Genomic DNA, 17,451 nt, shown 5'->3' on the forward strand with positions numbered 1-17,451 from the left:
GCCGAACGCGCGACTCGCTAAGATTTCGCCCCACAGCGACGCCATCGACCGGACCCGACCGTGAGCCAAGCTCTGCCTTCCGCGGCTGCCCAGGCGGTCGATCTTCCGGCGGCGCCGGTGGCGCGCAAGCCCGGCGCGACCCGCCACGGGCCGGGCGCCGCGCTCATGCTGGGCGCGCTGGGCGTCGTGTACGGCGACATCGGCACGAGCCCGCTCTACGCGTTCAAGGAGGCGGTGAAGGCGGCGACCGCGGGCGGCGCCTCGGTGCCGGCAGCCGCCACGGGCGCGGTGTCGCTGATCCTGTGGGCGCTGATCCTGATCGTGTCGCTGAAATACGCGGTGCTGATCCTGCGGGCCGACAACCGCGGCGAGGGCGGCATCGTCGCCATGCTGGCGCTGCTCGGCGCCCGTCAGGCCCGGCCGGGCACGTGGAAGGCGCTGCTCCTGGTGGTCGGGCTGGTGGGCGCGGCCCTGCTCTACGGCGACGGCGCGATCACGCCGGCGATCTCGGTCCTGTCGGCGATCGAGGGGCTGAAGGTCGACGCGCCGTCACTCGGCCCGTACGTCGTGCCGATCACCCTGGTGATCCTGGTCGGGCTGTTCCTCGTCCAGCACAAGGGCGTGGCCGCCATCGGCCGGGTCTTCGGACCCGTCATGCTCGTCTGGTTCGTCGTCCTGGTCCTGCTCGCTCTCCCGAGCATCCTGCGCGCGCCGGAGATCCTGTCGGCGGCCAACCCGTTCCGGGCGGTGGACTTCCTGATCCATGCCGGCTGGCACGTCAGCTTCCTGATGCTGGGCGCGGCGTTCCTGGCGGTGACCGGCGGCGAGGCGATGTACGCCGATCTCGGCCATTTCGGCGCCCCGGCGATCCGGATCGCGTGGTTCGGCCTCGTCCTGCCGGCGCTGCTGATCCACTATTGCGGGCAGGGCGCGCTGATCATCGCCGACCCGAGCGCGATCGAGAATCCGTTCTACCGGCTCGCGCCGGACTGGGCGCATTACCCTCTGGTGGCGCTCGCCACGATGGCGACCGTCATCGCCTCGCAGGCGGTGATCTCGGGCGTCTACTCGCTCACCCAGCAGTCGATCCAGCTCGGCTTCATGCCGATGATGCGGGTGGTGCACACCGACGAGGACGAGCGCGGCCAGATCTACGTGCCGGCGGTGAACTGGCTGCTCGCCGCGGCGACCCTGACGGCCGTGGTGGTGTTCGGCTCCTCCGACGCGCTCGCCGGCGCCTACGGCATCGCGGTCTCGGCACTCATGGGCATCACCACGCTGCTCGCCGCGCTGATCGCGCTCCGCTGGGGCTACAACCCGGTCCTGGTCCTCGCGGTCAACGGCTTCTTCCTCGGCATCGACCTCGTGTTCTTCTCCGCCAACAGCGTGAAGCTGTTCGAGGGCGGCTGGTTTCCGCTGCTGCTCGCCGCCGCGGTCGCCTTCCTGATGCTGACCTGGATGAAGGGCAACCTCGTCCTCGAGTCGGTCCGGCAGACCATGCGCATGTCCGAGGCGGCCTTCCTGTCCAGCCTCAGCTCGCACCCGCCGGTGACGCTGCCCGGAACCGCGGCCTTCCTGACCGCCGCCACCGAGGGCATCCCGATGGCGCTGGGCCGCCTGCTGGAGCGCAGCCGCTGCCTGCATGAGCGGATCCTGCTGATCACCGTCATCTACGAGGAGGAGCCGGTGATCCCGGCGAGCGAGCGGGCGCAGGTCACCCTGGTGGCGCAGGGGATCCGCAGGGCGATCTCCGAGTACACGCCGGGCATGGAGCGCGTCGTGCTGCGCTACGGCTTCATGCAGATTGCCTCGATCCCCGAGGGGCTGCAATGCGCGGTGGCGAGCGGGCTGCTGCCGCCGGAATATCTCGAGGACATGACCTACTTCGTCGGCCACGAGGTGGTGATCCCGTCGCCGACCCATCCCGGCATGGCGCCGTGGCGGGAGGGCCTGTTCGCCTTCATGAAGCGGAACGCCGAGCGCACCGGCGCCCATTTCGGCCTGCCGACCCGGCAGATCGTGGAGGTGGGCACCGAGATCGAGATCTGACCGGCCGCGGCGCGCGCGGGGGCCACGCTGCGGAGGCCGAGGCCGGCCGTCTTTCGCATTGAAAACGGCCCCGTTCGCCAGCATATCGCCACCGCAATTTCCCCCACAGCGGAGGCATCACCCGTGAGCGAGACGATCGAGCGGCACGAGTTCGGGGCGGAGGTGGGTCGCCTCCTCGACCTCGTCGTGCACGCGCTCTACTCCGACCGCGAGATCTTCCTGCGCGAACTCGTCGCCAACGCCGCCGACGCCATGGACCGGCGGCGATTCGAGGCGCTGACCTCGGCGGCGAGCGCCCTGCCGCCGGAGGCCAAGGTCCGAATCGCGCCCGACAAGGAGGCGCGGACCCTGACCGTTTCGGACGCCGGCATCGGCATGACCAAGGAGGATCTCGCCACCAACCTCGGGACCATCGCGCGCTCCGGCACGCGGGCCTTCTCGCAGACGCTGGAATCCGCCAAGGCCGAGGACCGACCGAGCCTGATCGGCCAGTTCGGCGTCGGCTTCTACTCGGCCTTCATGGTCGCCGACCGAGTCACCGTCACGTCGCGCCGCGCCGGCAGCGACGAGGCTTGGACCTGGGCCTCGGAAGGGCAGGGCAGCTACACGCTGGAGCCGGCCACGCGGGCCGAACCCGGCACCGACATCGTCCTGCACCTCAAGGCGGATGCCGACGAGTACCTCGAGCCCTACCGCCTCGACCATCTGGTGCGGAAATGGGCCGACTTCATCACCGTGCCGATCGCCGTCGTGCGCGACGGCAAGGACGAGTCGGCCAACCAGGGCACCGCGCTCTGGCGCAAGGCGAAGTCCGAGGTCACCGAGGAGCAGTACGAGGAATTCTACCACTCCATCGGCATGAACTTCGACAAGCCGTGGGCGACGCTTCACTGGCGCGCCGAGGGTCAGCTCGAGTTCTCCGCCCTGCTCTTCATCCCCGGCTCGAAGCCGTTCCAGGCCCTCGAGAACGAGCGGCAGAGCAAGGTCCGGCTCCATGTCCGACGGATGTTCATCACCGACGAGGCCGAACTGCTGCCGCCGTGGCTGCGCTTCGTCCAGGGCGTGGTCGACACCGAGGACCTGCCGCTGAACGTCTCCCGCGAGATGCTGCAGTCGACCCCGGCGCTCGCCCGGATCCGCCGCGCGGTTACCGGGCGCGTCGTCTCCGAACTCACCACCCGCGCCAAGGACGCGGAGGGCTACCAGTCCTTCTGGGAGAACTTCGGCCCCGTCCTCAAGGAGGGCATCTACGAGGATTTCGAGCGTCGGGGCGAGATCGCGCCGCTCCTGCGCTTCCGCTCCTCGGCGGTCGAGGGCTGGACCTCGCTGCCCGACTACGTGTCCCGCATGAAGGACGGCCAGGAGGCGATCTACTACCTCGTCGCCGACGATGCCGAGGCGCTGAAGTCGTCGCCGCAACTGGAGGGCTTCCGGGCCCGCGGCCTCGAGGTGCTGCTCCTCTCCGACCACGTCGACGCCTTCTGGCCCGATCAGCTCGGCACCTTCGACGGGAAGCCGCTCCGCTCGATCACCAAGGGGGGGCTCGACCTCTCGAAGTTCGCGCTCGAGGGCGAGCAGCCGGAGGCGCCCGAGGGCATCGACGCCTTCGTCGCCGCCGTGAAGACGGCCCTGGGCGCCGAGGTCTCGGACGTGCGCACCACCGACCGGCTCGTGGATTCGGCCGTGGTTCTCTCGGCCGGCAGCGGCGGGCCCGACTTGCAGATGCAGCGGCTCATGCGCCGGGCCGGGCGGGCCGGCGCCGGGCAGCCGGTTCTGGAGATCAACCCGCGCCACCCGCTGATCCGGGCGCTGGCCGCGGCGCCCGAATCGGAGGTGCCGCAGGCCGCCGGCACGCTCCTCGACCTCGCCCGCATCCAGGACGGCGACAGCCCCCGCGACCCGGCGGCCTTCGCCCGCACGGTGGCGGCGGCCCTCGCGGCCGCGCGGGGCGCGTAGGACTACGGAGACCCGCGCCGCGCGCCGCCGGGAGGCCGCGCGCGGCGTGTGTCTCCACACACCTCCGTTCGGGATGATTGTGGGTTCGGTTGATCATTCGGAAATGGTCAAGCCATAACTTCGCCACCGGTCGGGATCATTGCCCGGCCGATGGCGCGGGCGCGGTGGGGGCCGCAGGCGTCTGAGCCGAACCCTCTCGCGCGCCTCGGGCGCGCCTCACGGACGCTGCATGAACCCGGTCGAGGCTGAAGCCGGCAACGGACAGGCGGTCGCGGCGGCGCGGACCCGGGCCCACGCCCGGGCGTATCGCCACAGCGGACGCGTGCGCGCCATGCGCCGGCTGATCCCGGTGGTCGCCGGCGGCGCGGTGGCGCTGCTGTTGGCCTACCTGTTCAACCCCTTCGCGGCACCGTTGCCGGGCGTCTCGGTCGGTCCGGTGACGCTGGCCGGTTCGAAGGTCCGCATGGAGAATCCGCGGCTCTCGGGCTTCCGCCAGGGCACCCGCGGCTACGAGGTGACGGCCGACGCCGCGCTCCAGGACGTGCGCAAGCCGAGCCAGATCGAGCTGCAGCAGATGCGCGGCCACATCGCCACCGACGATCAGGGCGGCATCGCCCGCCTCGCGGCGACGTCGGGCCTGTTCGACACCGCCCGCGAGGCGCTCGACCTGAAGGACGACATCCGCATCTGGACCGACAAGGGCGAGGAGGCGCGCCTGCGCTCCGCCGCCGTCGCGTTCAAGACCGGGTCCATCAGCTCGCAGGAGCCCGTCACGGTCTCGAGCCCGCGGGCCAACGTGAAGGCCGACACCCTCGACGTCGTCGAGAATGGCAAGCGGATCTCCTTCATCGGCAACGTCCACGTGGTCATCGCGAACGAGGATCAGGCGGAGAAGCCGCAGGCCCGCATTCTGACCTCGGACGCCGAAGCCGCGGACGGTGCCCGATGAGCGCCGCCCGCCTCCTCTGCGCGGCCCTGGCGGCCGGGCTGGTTCTCGCCGGCCCGGCGCTGGCCGAGAAGCCGGCGCGCAAGGACTCGCCCTTCGGTAATATCGGCGGCGGCGGCAAGGATCCGATCAAGATCGACGCCGACCGGCTCGACGTGTTCGACCGGGAGAACAAGGCGGTCTTCGCCGGCAACGTCGTGGCCGTGCAGGGCGACAGCACCATCCGCTGCTCGACCATGACGGTGACCTACAAGCGCGGCAGGGACGCCCCCGGCAAGGGCGCCAGGGGCGACGCCAAGACTGAAGCGCGGGACGAGGGCGCCGACGCGGCGCCGCGGAACCCCGCCGAGAACGGGATTCAGAAGGTCGACTGCGCCGGGCCGGTGACGGTGGTGCAGAAGGATCAGGTCGCCACCGGTGACCACGCGGTGTTCGACCAGGACGCCAAGCGGATCGTGCTGACCGGCAACGTCGTCCTGAGCCAGTGCCAGAACGTCACCCGCGGGCAGCGGCTCGTCTACGACATGAACACCGGGCGCGCGAACATGGACCCGGTGGCGGGGGGGCGCGTCTCGGCCCTGTTCGTGCCCGGAGAGAAGTCCGACGCCAAGGACGGCAAGGCGAAGGGCTGCACCCAGCCGCCGCCCAGGCCGAAGGCGCAGGTCGATTGAGCGGCGCCGTGGCGTTCCAGGCGGGCCCGCAGGAGCCGGCGGGCCGGACGGGCTGGCTCGGCCGCCTGTTCGGCCGGCGCGCGCGGCCGAACGAGGCCGCCGAGTCCGACGGCTGGTCCGCGGCCGATGAGGGTGGCCTCGGCATCCTCAGCGTGCGCGGCCTGCGCAAGAGCTACGGCGCCCGCACGGTCGTCCACGAGGCCGGCCTCACCGTGCGCACCGGCGAAGCCGTCGGACTGCTCGGGCCGAACGGCGCCGGCAAGACCACGATCTTCTACATGATCACCGGGCTTGTGGCGGCCGACCGCGGCCACATCACCCTGGACGGCCTGCCGATCACGCACCTGCCCATGTACCAGCGGGCGCGGCTCGGGATCGGCTACCTGCCGCAGGAGGCCTCGATCTTCCGCGGGCTCACCGTGGAGGACAACATCCGCGCGGTGCTGGAGGTGGTCGAGCCCGATCGCAAGACGCGCGCGCGCAAGCTCGATTCCCTGCTCGAGGAATTCGACATCGCGCGCCTGCGCAAGTCGCCCTCGATCGCGCTCTCGGGCGGCGAGCGGCGGCGCTGCGAGATCGCCCGGGCGCTCGCCTCCTCGCCGACCTTCATGCTGCTGGACGAGCCCTTCGCGGGCATCGACCCGATCGCGGTCGGCGACATCCAGGATCTGGTGAAGCATCTGAAGCAGCGCGGCATCGGCGTGCTGATCACCGACCACAACGTCCGCGAGACGCTGGGCCTGATCGACCGCGCCTACATCGCCCATTCCGGCCGAATCCTCACGGAGGGCACGCCCGAGGAGATCGTGGCGAACCCGGACGCGCGCCGGCTCTATCTCGGCGAGGATTTCCGGCTCTAAGCCGGCCGCCGCACCCGCACGGGCAGGGCGGGCGGTCGTTCAGCCCTTCCAGTTCTTCAGCGCCGCGAACGGGCTGTCCGAGCCGGCCGGCTTCTCCGGGTTCAGCACCGGCTCCACCTGGGCGATCGCGTCCGCCATCGAGAAGGCCGACCCGCTCTGGAGCCGGCCGCCCGCCGCGTCGCGGTGGCCGCCGCCGCGGAACAGGCGGGCGCCGTCGAGGGCCGTGCCGTCGTTGGACCGGAACGACAGCGTGCCCATCCGCTGGACGTTGACCACGCGCTTGGCCCGGCCCGCATCCATGATCAGGTCGGAGACCCGCTGGAATGTGCCCGAGTCGAGGGCGAAGGACAGGAGCGTGCCGTCCTTCAGCGGTCGGAACAGGGAGTCCGAGCGGGCGAGCGCCCGGGCGAGTCGCATGCGCGTCGTCAGGGTGGGGTCGTCGTCCGGCGCGTCGCGCAGCAGCGCGTCGACCACGCCGGCGCGGATCGCCGAGGCGCGGCGCTCCAGATCGGCCGGGCTCGCCCCGTCCCGCAGGGCGGCGGCGGCCGCGAGGAGGATCTCGGACACGAAGCGGTCGTGCCAGGGATGCCCGACCGGCACGTAGCTCGACACGACCTCCCAGAACAGCTCGTCCAGGGCGAGGCCGCCCCGGAAGGCGGGGCTCTCCTTGCGCCACAGGTCGAGGGCATCGACCGCGGTGAGCAGGCTCGACAGGTCGGTCGCGGGCTCGTGCGCGGCGAACAGGGCCCGGTGCTCGAAGGTCATCCGCGTGGCGCAGATGTCGTCCTCGATCAGCACGGCGATCTCGGGGTCGCCCAGGTCGATCCGGTGGAGCGCCGGCCGCTCGGCGTCGGGCGCCGCGTCCAGGCCAAGGCGCCGCAGCTGGTCGAGGGAGGAGGCGTGGTGGTCGAGGACCACGAGCCGGTGCTTCTGCCCGTCCGCGCGTCGCCGGTTCATCGCGGCGAACTTCTTCAGGCCCGCGATGGTCTGCTCCTCCAGGCCGAGGTCGGTCATCAGCAGGATCTCGCGCTCCGCCGCGCGGCCGAGGCGCTTGATCTCGTCCTCGAAGACGGGGCCGACATCGCTGTAGCGCGGCACGTGGACGACGCGCTCGACCGTGGCGCAGGCGGCGGCGACCGTGGAGGCGCCGTAGCCGTCGAGGTCGTGGTGGGTGATCTGGATCAGGCGCAACGGGCGGACTCGAAGGGTGACGGAGCGGCCCGTCTACGACGCCCGGCGCCGGGAGGCGAGGGGCGGCGGGCCTTCCGTCCGGCGGCATTCGGTGCAGAATGGTCCCGGGCCGCCGCGAGTCGCGAAGGACCGGCCGGCCACGGAGACCCCCAAGGGGCCCGTCATACCGGGAGGACACGATGGCCCTGGCCGCAACGCCGCGCGTGCGCCGCATCCAGACGATCTCGCTCGCCCTGCTCGTCACGGCGGGCGTCGTCAACTACGTCGACCGGGCCACCCTGGCGGTGGCCAACCCGCTGATCCGCGAGGATCTCGGCCTCTCGATCCCCGACATGGGATTGCTGCTCTCGGCCTTCCTCTGGGCCTACGCCTTCGCGCAGCTCCCGGCCGGGGCGCTCGCCGACCGGCTCGGCCCGCGCCTGACGCTGACGCTCGGCCTGACCTGCTGGTCGTTCGGCCAGATGCTCGGCGGCGCGGTGACGTCGTTCTGGCAGTTCGTGAGCGCGCGGATCGTGCTCGGTGTCGGCGAGGCGCCGCATTTTCCGACCTGCGCCCGGGTCTCCCGGGACTGGTTCAACATCCGCCAGCGCGGCACCGCCACGGGAATCTGGAACTGCGCCTCCTCGCTCGGGACCTTCCTGGCCCTGCCGCTGCTCACCTTCCTCATGGTGAGCTTCGGCTGGCGGGCGATGTTCGTCATCATGGGCGCGGCCGGCCTCGTGCTCGCCGCGATCGTCTACCTGGTCTTCCGCAACCCGCGCGAGACCGACCTGACGCCGGGGGAGCGCGCCTTCCTGGAAGAGGGCGACGCCCCGAACGCGAGCCGCGCGGTCACCTGGAGCGCGTGGCGACGGCTCTTCGGGTTCCGCACCAGCTGGGGGATGATCGTCGGCTATTTCGGCTGCATCTACATGACGTGGCTCTACACCGCGTGGCTGCCGAGCTACCTCGAGATCGAGCGACACTTCACCCTGCAGAAGACCGGCCTCGTCGGCTCGATCCCCTTCGCCTTCGGCGTGCTGGGCGGGATCCTGGGCGGCCGCGTCGTCGATGTCCTCGTCCGCCGCGGCGTCGACCCGATCCGCAGCCGCAAGATCCCGATGGTCGGCTCCCTGGTGGCGACTGCCGCCTTCACGGTGGTGGCGGCGCTGACGCCGAGCGACACCCTCGCCATCGCCTGCATCTCGGCCTCGCTGTTCCTGGTCTACATGAGCTCGTCGTCGGCCTGGGCGATGGCCTCCGTGGCGGCGCCGGCGAGCTGCACGGCGTCGCTCGGCGCCATGCAGAATTTCGGCGGCTACATCGGCGGCGCCCTGGCGCCGACCGTGACGGGCTTCATCGTCGGCGGCACGGGCCACTTCTCCATGGCCTTCATCACCGGGGCCGCGATCGCCCTGGTGGCGGCCCTGGGCTACTGGACGCTGATCCAGGATCCCATCGCCGACGAGGGACCGGAGAGCCCGATCGTCGGCGCGCTCGGGGCCGCGCGCTAGGCGGGCCGACCGCGCTTCCTTGGCGTCAGCCCCTCGTGTCACCCCCGCAGGTTCGGCGCGGCGAGGATCAGGTCGCGGAGGTGCGTGCGGGCCGTGAAGCTGCGGCGCATCAGGTCGACGAAGGTGGCGGCCGGCCCGTCCCAGTCGTGGCGCGCCGCGTGGGCGCGCGCGGCGGTGGCGTCGAAGGGCAGCCGCCCCTCGATCGCCGCCGCCATCAGCTCGGTGAGCCGCTCGACCCGGTCGGGGGCGTCCGGGTCGAAGTAGCTCGCCGCGCTGCCGCCGGCCTCCGGGATGGCCGTGAGGCTCGAGGCGATCACCGGCGTCCCGCGGGCGAGGCTGTCGAGGACAGGGATGCCCCAGCCCTCGCCGCGGCTCGGGAAGACCAGGGCGGCGGCCCGGGCGTAGAGGTCGGACAGGCCCCGGTCGTCGATGCCGGCGATGTGCACCGCGTCCGGCGTCCGGGCGAGGCGGTCGAGGGTCTCGGGCCGCTCGCCGTCGCCCTTGCCGACGACGATCAGCCGGGCCGCGCCCTGCGGCAGCCGCGCGAAGGCGTCGAGGACGAGGCCGAGATTCTTCCGCGGCTCCAGCCGGCCGACCATCAGCAGGTAGGGGCGCCCGTCGGCGAGCGGCGTCCGCTCCGTGACCGCCTGCGGCGGCGTGGAGCCGCAGCGCACCTCGGCGATGCGCTCCCGCGCGATGCCGTAGACGTTGGCGATGGAGTCGCGGCTGTAGTCGGAGATGGTCAGGACCAGCTTGGCGCGCCGCGCCGAGAGCCGGGTCAGGATCTTGTTCCGCCAGCGCATCGACCAGGGGAAGAATTCGGGATGCGTCTCGAACAGGATGTCGTGGACCACGACCACCTGCCGGTCGCCCGGCACCAGCGGCGGGGCGATGTAGGTAGTCAGCAGCGTGTCCAGCCGGTCGCGCAGGAACAGCCACGGCCAGACCAGGGTCAGCCGCACGGTCGCGGGCACGCGCGGTAGCCGTTGGTGCTCGATGTTGTCGCCCGAGACGATGCGGGCGCAGGCCTCCGGGTCGCCGGAATAGACTACGTAGGTGGCGTCCGGGTGGCGGGCGGCGGCCCGCCCGATGATGTTCACGAGCCAGGTCCGGCTGCCCTGCGGCTTGCCGGTGAGCACGTGCGCGTCGATGCCGATGCGAAGCATGTTACGGGCTCCTGTAGGCGCCGAAGGTCGGGGCCTCGCCGGGGGCGTAGGCCTGGCCGGCGATGTCGCGGGTGGCGCCGAGCGGGATGCCGGCGCGGGCCGGGGGCGCCGTCAGGGCGAGCCCGCCGGTCATGGGGTTCGCGGGATCGCGGAAGGCGGGCGTGCCGGTGAGGTCGGGACCCTGGCCGTTGAGCGGCAGGCTCGCCCCGTCGCCGGTGGCCTGCGTGTCCCAGCGGTAGAGCGGGGCGCCGACGGCGCTGCCGAGGAAGTTCGGCCCGATCGCGTTGTTGTTGTCGGTGGTGGTCGCCTCGACCACGATCGCGGCGACGTTCGGCCGCGTCGCGTAGGCGATGTTGTTGAGGACCCGGTTGTTCGACGTGCGGTCGACCTGCTTGGTGTAGTCGGAGGCGAGCACGATCTCGCCGCGGTAGACGTGCTTGCCGCCGGAATCGCGCATGTTGCCGTAAGTCGTGTTGTTCACCACCGTGTTAGAGCCGGCGTCGAACAGGTTGATCCCGGCACCGTCATTGTCGGCCGCGACGTTGAACGCGACGACGTTGCCGTCGCACCACTGGTCGATCTGGATCCCGTTGCCGTCCTGGCCGGTCGTCTCCTTCTGGCCGGTGACAATGTTGTACCGGATGGTGTTGCGGTCGCCCGCGTCCTGGGCGGCGTCCTTCGCGTAGACGTGGATGCCGGAGGTGCCCGACATCCCCACGCCGTTGCCCGAGACGCGGTTGCCCTCCACCACGTAGCCGGAGCCGTTGATCTCCATCCCGTGGATGCCGTTGCCGGTCACGGTGTTGTCGAGGATGTAGCTCGGGTCCTCCCGGGGCGCGTTGATCACGTCGACCGCCACACCGTGGGTCTGGTTGTCGGCGAGGGTGTTGCCGCTGATGCGGTGACCCGCCCCGGCACCGTCACCGATCCAGATCCCCAGGCCGGAGCGTGACACGGTCGAGCCCGCGACCGTGACGTGGCTCGATCCCCGGCGGATGATGAAGCCGGAATTCACCGCGCCCTGCACGGTGAGGCCTGTGACCGTGACGTAGACGGCGTTCTCGAACACCACGGAGTTGGACAGGCGCGGCTGCGTGCCGGGTTCTGCCGCCACCGTCACGGGCGCCGCCGCGGTCCCGCGCGACCCGACGAACACGACGTCGCCGTAGCTGCCGCCGCGGACGAGCACGCTCGAGCCGGGACCGAGCGCGGCGAAGGGCACGTCGGCGAGCCGTGCCACCGTGGTGTAGCCGGGCTTCGTGCCGCCGGCGGGGTCGACCAAGATGTTCTGCTGCACCTGCGCGTCGGCCGGCCCGCAGGCGGCCAGGAGAGGCAGCACCAGCGCCGACAGGGCGCAGCCGAGGACCGTGCGGGGCCGCCTCATGCCGCGAGGGCCCGGGCGATGGCGAGGCGCTTGCGCCGCTGGAACAGACGCCGCCACACGGTCCGGCCGGCCTCCGGGCTGATCCGCGTCAGCGCGCGGGCCGCCATCTGCCAGCCGGGCAGGAGCGCCTGCGGCATCGCGAGGTCGGCGACCCGGTGGCGCGCCGCCGCGCCGAGCGGCGGCGGCCCGACGAGGCCGAGGCGGCCGAGATCGGCCACGAGGTCCGGGCGCTTGCGGTACCACAGCACCAGGGCCGCGCCCTCGCGCTCGGCGATGCGCAGATAGGCCGCCTCGTCGAGGAGATGGTGGTGGTAGCCCAGCGCCTCGGGGGCGTAGAACAGGCGCATGCCGCGCCGGGCCAGCCGCTCGCCCAGCTCGATGTCCTCGTGCCAGAACAGCTTCGGATCGAAGCCCCCGGCTTCCCCCAGGAAGTGCCGGTCGACGCTGACGTTGCAGGTCAGGAACGCGTCCCAGCCGACCTCCTCGCGGCCCGCCAGGGCGTCGTAGGAGGCGTCGTGGTGGAGCGCCGAGAACGGCGAGAAGGGCAGCGCCGGGTCGATGGTCATCCGGCCGAGGATCGCGGTCTCCCGCCCGCCCCGCCGGGTGTGGGCGAGCCGGTGCGCCTCGACGAGGCTCGGCACCGGGATGGTGTCGTCGTTGACGATCAGGAGGCGCTCGCCCCGGGCCGCCGCGATGGCGCGGTTGCGGGCGGCGTTCGCCCCGGCATTCTCCTGGCGCAGGTGCACCACGGGGATCCGGCCCGTGGCGACAGCGCGGCTGACGATTGTCCCGGTGTGATCGGTCGAGCCGTCGTCGCAGACGACGATCTCGAAGGGCGCCTCCGTCTCCTGCCGGTCGAAGGCCCGCAGGCACAGACGCAGCGTGTCGGCGCGGTTGTAGGTCGGGATGATGACCGAGAGCACGGGTCCATCGCTCATGACGAGGCTTCCGGAAGCGGGAGGGGGAGGGGATCGGACGGGTTGCGGCGCAGGCACAGCCACCCCGCGGCGGCGGTCGCGAGGGTCGCGACGGCGGGCACCGTCACGGGGACCAGCGCGGCGGGGCCGGCTGCCCAGGCGAGGGCGGTGAGGAGGGCCGGCGCGGCGAGGGTCGGCACGTCGGCCAGGGCGAGCGGCGGTCCGGCCTCCCGCCAGAAGGCCTGAGCCAGGACGCCGAGCATCGCCGCCTCGGCGAGCAGCGCGGCGAGGCCCGCGCCGAGGAGCGGGTCCCAGGGGATCAGCAGCGTGCAGGCGATGAGGTTGGTGACGCAGGCCGCCGCGCTGCCGCGTACCGCGAAACCGGTCCGGCCCAGCGGGACGAGGCCCGCGAACAGGACCGTGGCGGCGATCAGCAGGACGCTCATCCCGGTGGCGACGCGCAGCACCGGGACGGCGCCGCCGAAATCCGGACCGAAGGCGAGGCGTACCAGGGGCTCCGCGAGGGCGCAGGCCGCCACCGCTCCGGCGCAGGACGCGGCGAGGATCGGCACCAAAGCGCCGCGGACCCGCGCGCGCAGGGCGGTCGTGCCGGCGCGCGACCGTCCGTCAACCAGGGGCCCGACGGCGCGCCCGAAGACCGGCACCAGCGGCGCGCACAGGGTGATCGCCACCGCGGCGCCGAACTCGAAGAACCGGAAGCCGGCCGTGAACTGGCCGAGCTCGGCCGCGCCCGCGAAGGCGGCCAGCATCATCAGGCTGATCCGGCCGTTGAGCGAGCCGAGGGCGTTCGAGACGCCCACCCCCGCCGCGGCCCGGATCGTCGCGAGCGCGTGCGGCAGCGAGGCGGGGCGGGCGGGCACGAGGTGCAGCGCCAGCGCCAGCCCGACCGCGCCGTACGCGATGCCGGCGGCCACCGCCACGAGGCTGAGCGCCGCCTCCGGAAGCTGAAGCCAGAGCGCGAGTGCCGTCCCGCCGATCAGCAGGGCGGCGTTGGCGAGCGACGGCCAGACGGACCAGCCCGGCCGCCCGCAGACCTGGAACAGGGCGTCGAGGAAGCGGGCGGCCGCGAGCGGCATCAGCAGGGCGGCGAGCGCGAGGGCGGGCCGGATCGAATCCGGCAGCATCGGCAGGACGCCGAGGAGCGCGGCACCCGTCCCGAGGCCGAGAACGAGGCGCGCCGACAGCATCCGGCCGAACTCGGCCGCCCGCATCTCCGGTCTGACCGCGCCGAGCCGCGCCCCGAATGTCAGCGTGGTGCCGAAATCCGCCGCGATCAGCGCCACCGCGAGGATCGCCAGGGCGAGGCCGTAGCGGCCCAGCGCCGCCGGGCCGGCGAAATGGCCGACCATCACGAAGGCCGCGAAGCCGGCCGCGAGGTAGACGCCGCGCCCCGCCGCCTGCCCGAGCAGGTTCGCGCCGTAGCGCAGCCCGCCGGCGCGCCTCCGTCCCGACAATCGGTTTACCAAGCGGAGCATCTCTCGGTGAAGCCTGACTGAAAACTGCGACCTACGATTGCATCGTGGCAGGCTGCGTATGGCTTGCAACCGCAAGCTCAATTTATGGTTGCAGAGTTGTCGCGTTGGGAAAAACCGGAGGACTGCGTATGTCCGAGACAGCCGCTGGACCGGATCTGCGTCTCTCGCGCGGAGCGGACGCGGAGGCGGGGCGTCTCCGGTGGGTCGAGGTGCGGGCTGCCCTGTCCGCCGACCGCGATCACTGGCGCCGCCGCGGCGGCGGGCCGGCCCGCCTGCGCCGGGGCTACCACGCGGTCTGGCTCTACCGCCTGTCCCGCTACGCCCACGAGCGCGGCTGGCGGATGGCGGCGTGGCTGCTGTGGCTGGTGAACGGCTGGTGGACGGGCGCCGACATCCCGCCCTCCAGCCGCATCGCCGGCGGCCTGTTCCTGCCGCAGCCCTACGGAACCGTGATCGCCGGCGCCGTGGGCCGCGACGCCGCCTTCGGGATCCAGGCCTCCATCGGCGGCCTGCTGAAGGAGCCGGATCAGGACATCGGCGGCGGTCCCGGCCTCCCTGTGCTGGGCGACGACGTGGTCCTGGAGGCCGGCGCCATCGTGCTCGGGGCCGTGTCGATCGGCGACCGGGCCCGGATCGGTCCGCGGACCACTATCCTCAAGCCCGTCCAGGCCGACGAGGAGGTCATGCCGCAGCCCTGGCGGCCGCTTCCCGGCCGGGGAGTCGCGGCGTGAGCGGTCCGATGACGGATCACCTCACCCTGTCGGGGCTGCGGCGCCTCCTGGCGGCCGACTTCGCCCGCGTCCTGCGCCAGACCACGGGCGGGAAGCCGACCTCGCGGCTCCGGCGCCTGATGCACCTCACGCTGCCGGCCATGCAGGTGGCGATCCTCCACCGGACCGCGCACCTGCTGCACGGCCGGGGCTGGCGCCGCTGCGCCGCCCTGGTGGCGGACCTGTCCCTGCGGCTCACAGGCGCCAGCCTGCATCCGGGCTCGCGCCTCGGGCCCGGCCTGTTCGTGCCGCACCCGGCGCGGGTCGCGTTCTGCGGCACCGGGGGCGCCGACCTGACGCTCCTGCCCGGCACACTGGTCGGGCCGCGGGACTGGATCCTGCCGAGCCAGCCGTTCCCCGCCGACGGCCCCCGCCTGGGCGACGGCGCCGTGGTCGGCGCGCACGCCGCGGTGCAGGGAGCAGTGACCATCGGCGCGGGCGCGACGGTCGGGATCGGGGTCTGCAGCCTCCGGGACGTCCCGGCCGGCACCGTCACGATGGTGGTCCAGCGGCAGCTCCGCAGCGGCGGGCGCGGCTCGGAGGTGGGCCATGGGCGCTAGGACCGGCCGCGCCCGGCCCGCGCCCGTGTCACGCGCGACCGTGCTCCCGGCGCACCGTCCGCTGCGCGCCCCGGCCCTCCCGCTCCGGGGCGAGCTGGCGGCGCAGGACGCGCTCGTAGGCGTCGAAGATGCCGCGCCACGTGAACGCCTCGGCGTGGCGGCGTCGGGACGCCTCGCCCATGACCTCCAGGCGGCGCGGCCCGGCCCGCACGAGGCCGAGAATACCCCGCCGCAGCTCCGTCTCGTCGCCGAAATACAGCGCCTGCGGCCCCGCCACCCAGCGGTTGAACGGGTTGTCGTGGGCGAGGATCGGCGAGCCCGCCCCCAGCGCCTCGACCAGCGAGGGGTTGGTCCCGCCCACCGTGTGGCCGTGGATGTGGAAGCGGGCGTGGAAGCGGAGCGCGGCCACGCGCTCGGCCTCGTAGATCGCGCCGGCGAAGATCACGTCCGGGCCGCCCGCCGCGCGGACGGCGCGGTGATACGGATCGGACTCCGCGAGCTTGCCCAGCACGAGCAGCGGCAGCCCCGGCCGGACCTCGCTCCAGGCCCGCACGATCTGGAGCACGAGGTTCTCGGGCACCACCCGGGCGATCAGCAGGCCGTAATCGCGCGGGCGCAGCCCGAACTTCGCAAGCGGGTCGGTCGAGGCCTCAAGCACCGGGTCGGCGCCGTACGCGATGGTGGAGATCCGTGCGGCGGAGGTCCTGCGGGCGAGGTGCTTGGCGATCTCCGGGTGGTCCGCCACGAGGTGGGTCGAGAACAGGCTGCCGAGGCGCTCGTTCAGCCAGAACCAGGCCTTGGCGGGCTTCGACCAGCGGTCCCGCTTCCACTCGATGCCGTCCATGTTCATGACGCTGCGCTTGGCCGTCAGCCGGTAGAGCAGCGAGAACGCCGCGGTGTTGTAGCCGAGCACGAGGGGCAGGGCGGGCCTGAAAGCCGCCCGCAGGGTGCATTTCAGGTCGAACACGATCGTCGAGACGGCGCCGTCGCCGCGGACCGCGACCGGGATGAGTGTGATCCCGCGCCAGACCGTCAGCGGCGCCGGCTCGCGCACCTGACAGTAGACCTCGACCCGCCAGCCCCGCGCCACGAGCTCCAGCGCGAGGCGCTCCGCCAAAGTCTCGAACCCCCCGTGCGCCGCCGGCACCCCGCGGGTGCCGAGGATCGCCACCGCCGGGCGCCCGCCCGATCCCCCCGCTTTCACACGCGCCGTGGGCGCGGCACGTTCAGAGGAGCCTGAAGCATGGTCACGGTCGAACAGCGTCTGTTCCGGGAGATGGGAGCCGGGGGCTATTCCCGGCACGACCACCGGATGGAGTACATCGTGCGCGTCAACGCGCTGCTCCGGCCGGACATGCGGGTGATGGAGTTCGGCGCGGGGCGCGGCAAGTGGAGCGATGACCCGGTCCCATTGCGGCGGCACCTCGGCGACTTCCGGGGACGCTGCGCCCAGGTCGTCGCCTGCGACGTCGACGAGGCGGTCCTCGGCAACAAGTCGGCCGACGAGGTCCGGCTGATCGGTCACGACGGGGTGCTGCCATTCCCGGACGCGAGCTTCGACCTGATCTCGGCCTTCTCGGTCCTCGAACATATCGAGCATCCCGAGGTCACCGCGGCGGAGCTCGGCCGGGTGCTCGCCCCTGGCGGCTGGCTCTGCGCCTGGACGCCGAACCGCTGGGGCTATGTCGGGATCGGGGCGCGGCTCGTGCCGAAGCGGCTGCACGCCCGGGTGCTGCGCCTCGTCGAGCCGCGGCGGGTCGAGATCGACTCGTTCGTGCCGCTCTACACGATGAACACGGAGGCGGCGCGGAAGCGGCTTTTCCCAACTGACCGGTTCGAGCACTTCACCTACAGTTTCGACGGGCAGCCGTTCTATCATGGCGAGAACATCGTCCTGGGCAAGTTCTGGGAGCTGCTGTTCCGGCTCACGCCGGGCCCGTTCAAGGGCTACCACATGGTGTTCATCCGCAAGCGGCCGTGACGGTTCATAAG

General features: G+C 72.4%; 15 protein-coding genes. 9 read left to right on the top strand and 6 right to left on the bottom strand.

All coding sequences use genetic code 11. From position 1 onward, the window contains the following. The first annotated feature begins 60 nt into the window (after nucleotides 1-60). The 5 genes from J3A75_RS01695 to lptB all read left to right on the top strand — a co-directional run bounded on the left by J3A75_RS01695 (nucleotide 61) and on the right by lptB (nucleotide 6,482). The gene (locus J3A75_RS01695; RefSeq protein ID WP_107645328.1) at nucleotides 61-2,049 is read left to right on the top strand and encodes a KUP/HAK/KT family potassium transporter; all 1,989 of its coding nucleotides are present in this window, start codon (nucleotides 61-63) and stop codon (nucleotides 2,047-2,049) included. A gap of 123 nt (nucleotides 2,050-2,172) precedes the next feature. Continuing rightward, entirely contained in the window at nucleotides 2,173-4,005 is a 1,833-nt protein-coding gene (htpG, locus tag J3A75_RS01700) for a molecular chaperone HtpG (protein WP_059409830.1), read from the top strand. A 229-nt stretch (nucleotides 4,006-4,234) separates the two neighbouring features. Continuing rightward, a complete protein-coding gene (lptC, locus tag J3A75_RS01705) occupies nucleotides 4,235-4,954 on the top strand; it encodes an LPS export ABC transporter periplasmic protein LptC (RefSeq protein ID WP_209649651.1) in 720 nt (239 codons plus the stop codon). After that, complete coding sequence (locus J3A75_RS01710) at nucleotides 4,951-5,622, top strand: LptA/OstA family protein (RefSeq protein WP_209649654.1); 672 nt, start codon at nucleotides 4,951-4,953, stop codon at nucleotides 5,620-5,622. The genes lptC and J3A75_RS01710 overlap by 4 nt, the downstream gene beginning before the upstream one ends. An 8-nt stretch (nucleotides 5,623-5,630) precedes the next feature. Then, a complete protein-coding gene (lptB, locus tag J3A75_RS01715) occupies nucleotides 5,631-6,482 on the top strand; it encodes an LPS export ABC transporter ATP-binding protein (RefSeq protein WP_012322358.1) in 852 nt (283 codons plus the stop codon). A 39-nt stretch (nucleotides 6,483-6,521) separates the two neighbouring features. Here lptB and J3A75_RS01720 read toward each other — a convergent pair whose 3' ends face one another. Then, nucleotides 6,522-7,673 (bottom strand): hypothetical protein, encoded by a 1,152-nt coding sequence (locus J3A75_RS01720; protein WP_024828072.1) that lies wholly within the window; start codon nucleotides 7,671-7,673, stop codon nucleotides 6,522-6,524. Nucleotides 7,674-7,852: 179 nt separating this feature from the next. Here J3A75_RS01720 and J3A75_RS01725 point away from each other — a divergent pair, with 179 nt between their 5' ends. Then, nucleotides 7,853-9,166 carry an MFS transporter gene (locus J3A75_RS01725; protein ID WP_012322360.1) on the top strand — a complete coding sequence of 438 codons (1,314 nt, stop codon included), beginning with the start codon at nucleotides 7,853-7,855 and terminating at the stop codon, nucleotides 9,164-9,166. Between the two features lie 38 nt (nucleotides 9,167-9,204). On the opposite strand, the gene J3A75_RS01730 is transcribed toward J3A75_RS01725, so the two are convergent. The 4 genes from J3A75_RS01730 to J3A75_RS01745 are packed head-to-tail and all read right to left on the bottom strand — an operon-like array spanning nucleotide 9,205 to nucleotide 14,108. Further along, nucleotides 9,205-10,332 carry a glycosyltransferase family 4 protein gene (locus tag J3A75_RS01730; protein WP_012322361.1) on the bottom strand — a complete coding sequence of 376 codons (1,128 nt, stop codon included), beginning with the start codon at nucleotides 10,330-10,332 and terminating at the stop codon, nucleotides 9,205-9,207. 1 nt (nucleotide 10,333) lies between these two features. Then, entirely contained in the window at nucleotides 10,334-11,716 is a 1,383-nt protein-coding gene (locus tag J3A75_RS01735; protein ID WP_071000575.1) for a right-handed parallel beta-helix repeat-containing protein, read from the bottom strand. Beyond that, nucleotides 11,713-12,654, bottom strand: a complete 942-nt coding sequence (locus tag J3A75_RS01740) for a glycosyltransferase family 2 protein (protein WP_071000576.1) — start codon at nucleotides 12,652-12,654, stop codon at nucleotides 11,713-11,715. Before J3A75_RS01740 ends, J3A75_RS01735 begins: the two co-directional genes overlap by 4 nt. Beyond that, nucleotides 12,651-14,108 (bottom strand): lipopolysaccharide biosynthesis protein, encoded by a 1,458-nt coding sequence (locus J3A75_RS01745; protein WP_245295870.1) that lies wholly within the window; start codon nucleotides 14,106-14,108, stop codon nucleotides 12,651-12,653. The genes J3A75_RS01740 and J3A75_RS01745 overlap by 4 nt, the downstream gene beginning before the upstream one ends. A gap of 149 nt (nucleotides 14,109-14,257) precedes the next feature. On the opposite strand from J3A75_RS01745, the gene J3A75_RS01750 reads away from it, so the two are divergent. Beyond that, entirely contained in the window at nucleotides 14,258-14,860 is a 603-nt protein-coding gene (locus J3A75_RS01750) for a serine acetyltransferase (protein ID WP_012322365.1), read from the top strand. 8 nt (nucleotides 14,861-14,868) lie between these two features. Beyond that, nucleotides 14,869-15,459 (top strand): serine O-acetyltransferase, encoded by a 591-nt coding sequence (locus J3A75_RS01755; protein ID WP_012322366.1) that lies wholly within the window; start codon nucleotides 14,869-14,871, stop codon nucleotides 15,457-15,459. Nucleotides 15,460-15,487: 28 nt separating this feature from the next. Here J3A75_RS01755 and J3A75_RS01760 read toward each other — a convergent pair whose 3' ends face one another. Next, on the bottom strand, nucleotides 15,488-16,630 hold the full coding sequence (locus tag J3A75_RS01760; RefSeq protein WP_012322367.1) for a DUF1972 domain-containing protein: 1,143 nt from the start codon (nucleotides 16,628-16,630) through the stop codon (nucleotides 15,488-15,490). Between the two features lie 72 nt (nucleotides 16,631-16,702). Here J3A75_RS01760 and J3A75_RS01765 point away from each other — a divergent pair, with 72 nt between their 5' ends. Next, nucleotides 16,703-17,440 carry a class I SAM-dependent methyltransferase gene (locus J3A75_RS01765; RefSeq protein WP_012322368.1) on the top strand — a complete coding sequence of 246 codons (738 nt, stop codon included), beginning with the start codon at nucleotides 16,703-16,705 and terminating at the stop codon, nucleotides 17,438-17,440. Nucleotides 17,441-17,451: the final 11 nt, after the last annotated feature.

Origin of the sequence: Methylobacterium sp. PvP105 (assembly GCF_017876975.1) — a bacterium.
In the GTDB taxonomy this organism is placed as follows: domain Bacteria; phylum Pseudomonadota; class Alphaproteobacteria; order Rhizobiales; family Beijerinckiaceae; genus Methylobacterium; species Methylobacterium radiotolerans.

Excerpts from the sequence above, each read along its gene's own strand:
- lptC (WP_209649651.1), top strand. The coding sequence starts at position 4,235 with ATGAACCCGGTCGAGGCTGAAGCCGGCAACGGACAGGCGGTCGCGGCG.
- J3A75_RS01710 (WP_209649654.1), top strand. The coding sequence starts at position 4,951 with ATGAGCGCCGCCCGCCTCCTCTGCGCGGCCCTGGCGGCCGGGCTGGTT.
- J3A75_RS01725 (WP_012322360.1), top strand. The coding sequence starts at position 7,853 with ATGGCCCTGGCCGCAACGCCGCGCGTGCGCCGCATCCAGACGATCTCG.
- J3A75_RS01730 (WP_012322361.1), bottom strand. The coding sequence starts at position 10,332 with ATGCTTCGCATCGGCATCGACGCGCACGTGCTCACCGGCAAGCCGCAG.
- J3A75_RS01735 (WP_071000575.1), bottom strand. The coding sequence starts at position 11,716 with ATGAGGCGGCCCCGCACGGTCCTCGGCTGCGCCCTGTCGGCGCTGGTG.
- J3A75_RS01740 (WP_071000576.1), bottom strand. The coding sequence starts at position 12,654 with ATGAGCGATGGACCCGTGCTCTCGGTCATCATCCCGACCTACAACCGC.
- J3A75_RS01750 (WP_012322365.1), top strand. The coding sequence starts at position 14,258 with ATGTCCGAGACAGCCGCTGGACCGGATCTGCGTCTCTCGCGCGGAGCG.
- J3A75_RS01755 (WP_012322366.1), top strand. The coding sequence starts at position 14,869 with ATGACGGATCACCTCACCCTGTCGGGGCTGCGGCGCCTCCTGGCGGCC.
- J3A75_RS01765 (WP_012322368.1), top strand. The coding sequence starts at position 16,703 with ATGGTCACGGTCGAACAGCGTCTGTTCCGGGAGATGGGAGCCGGGGGC.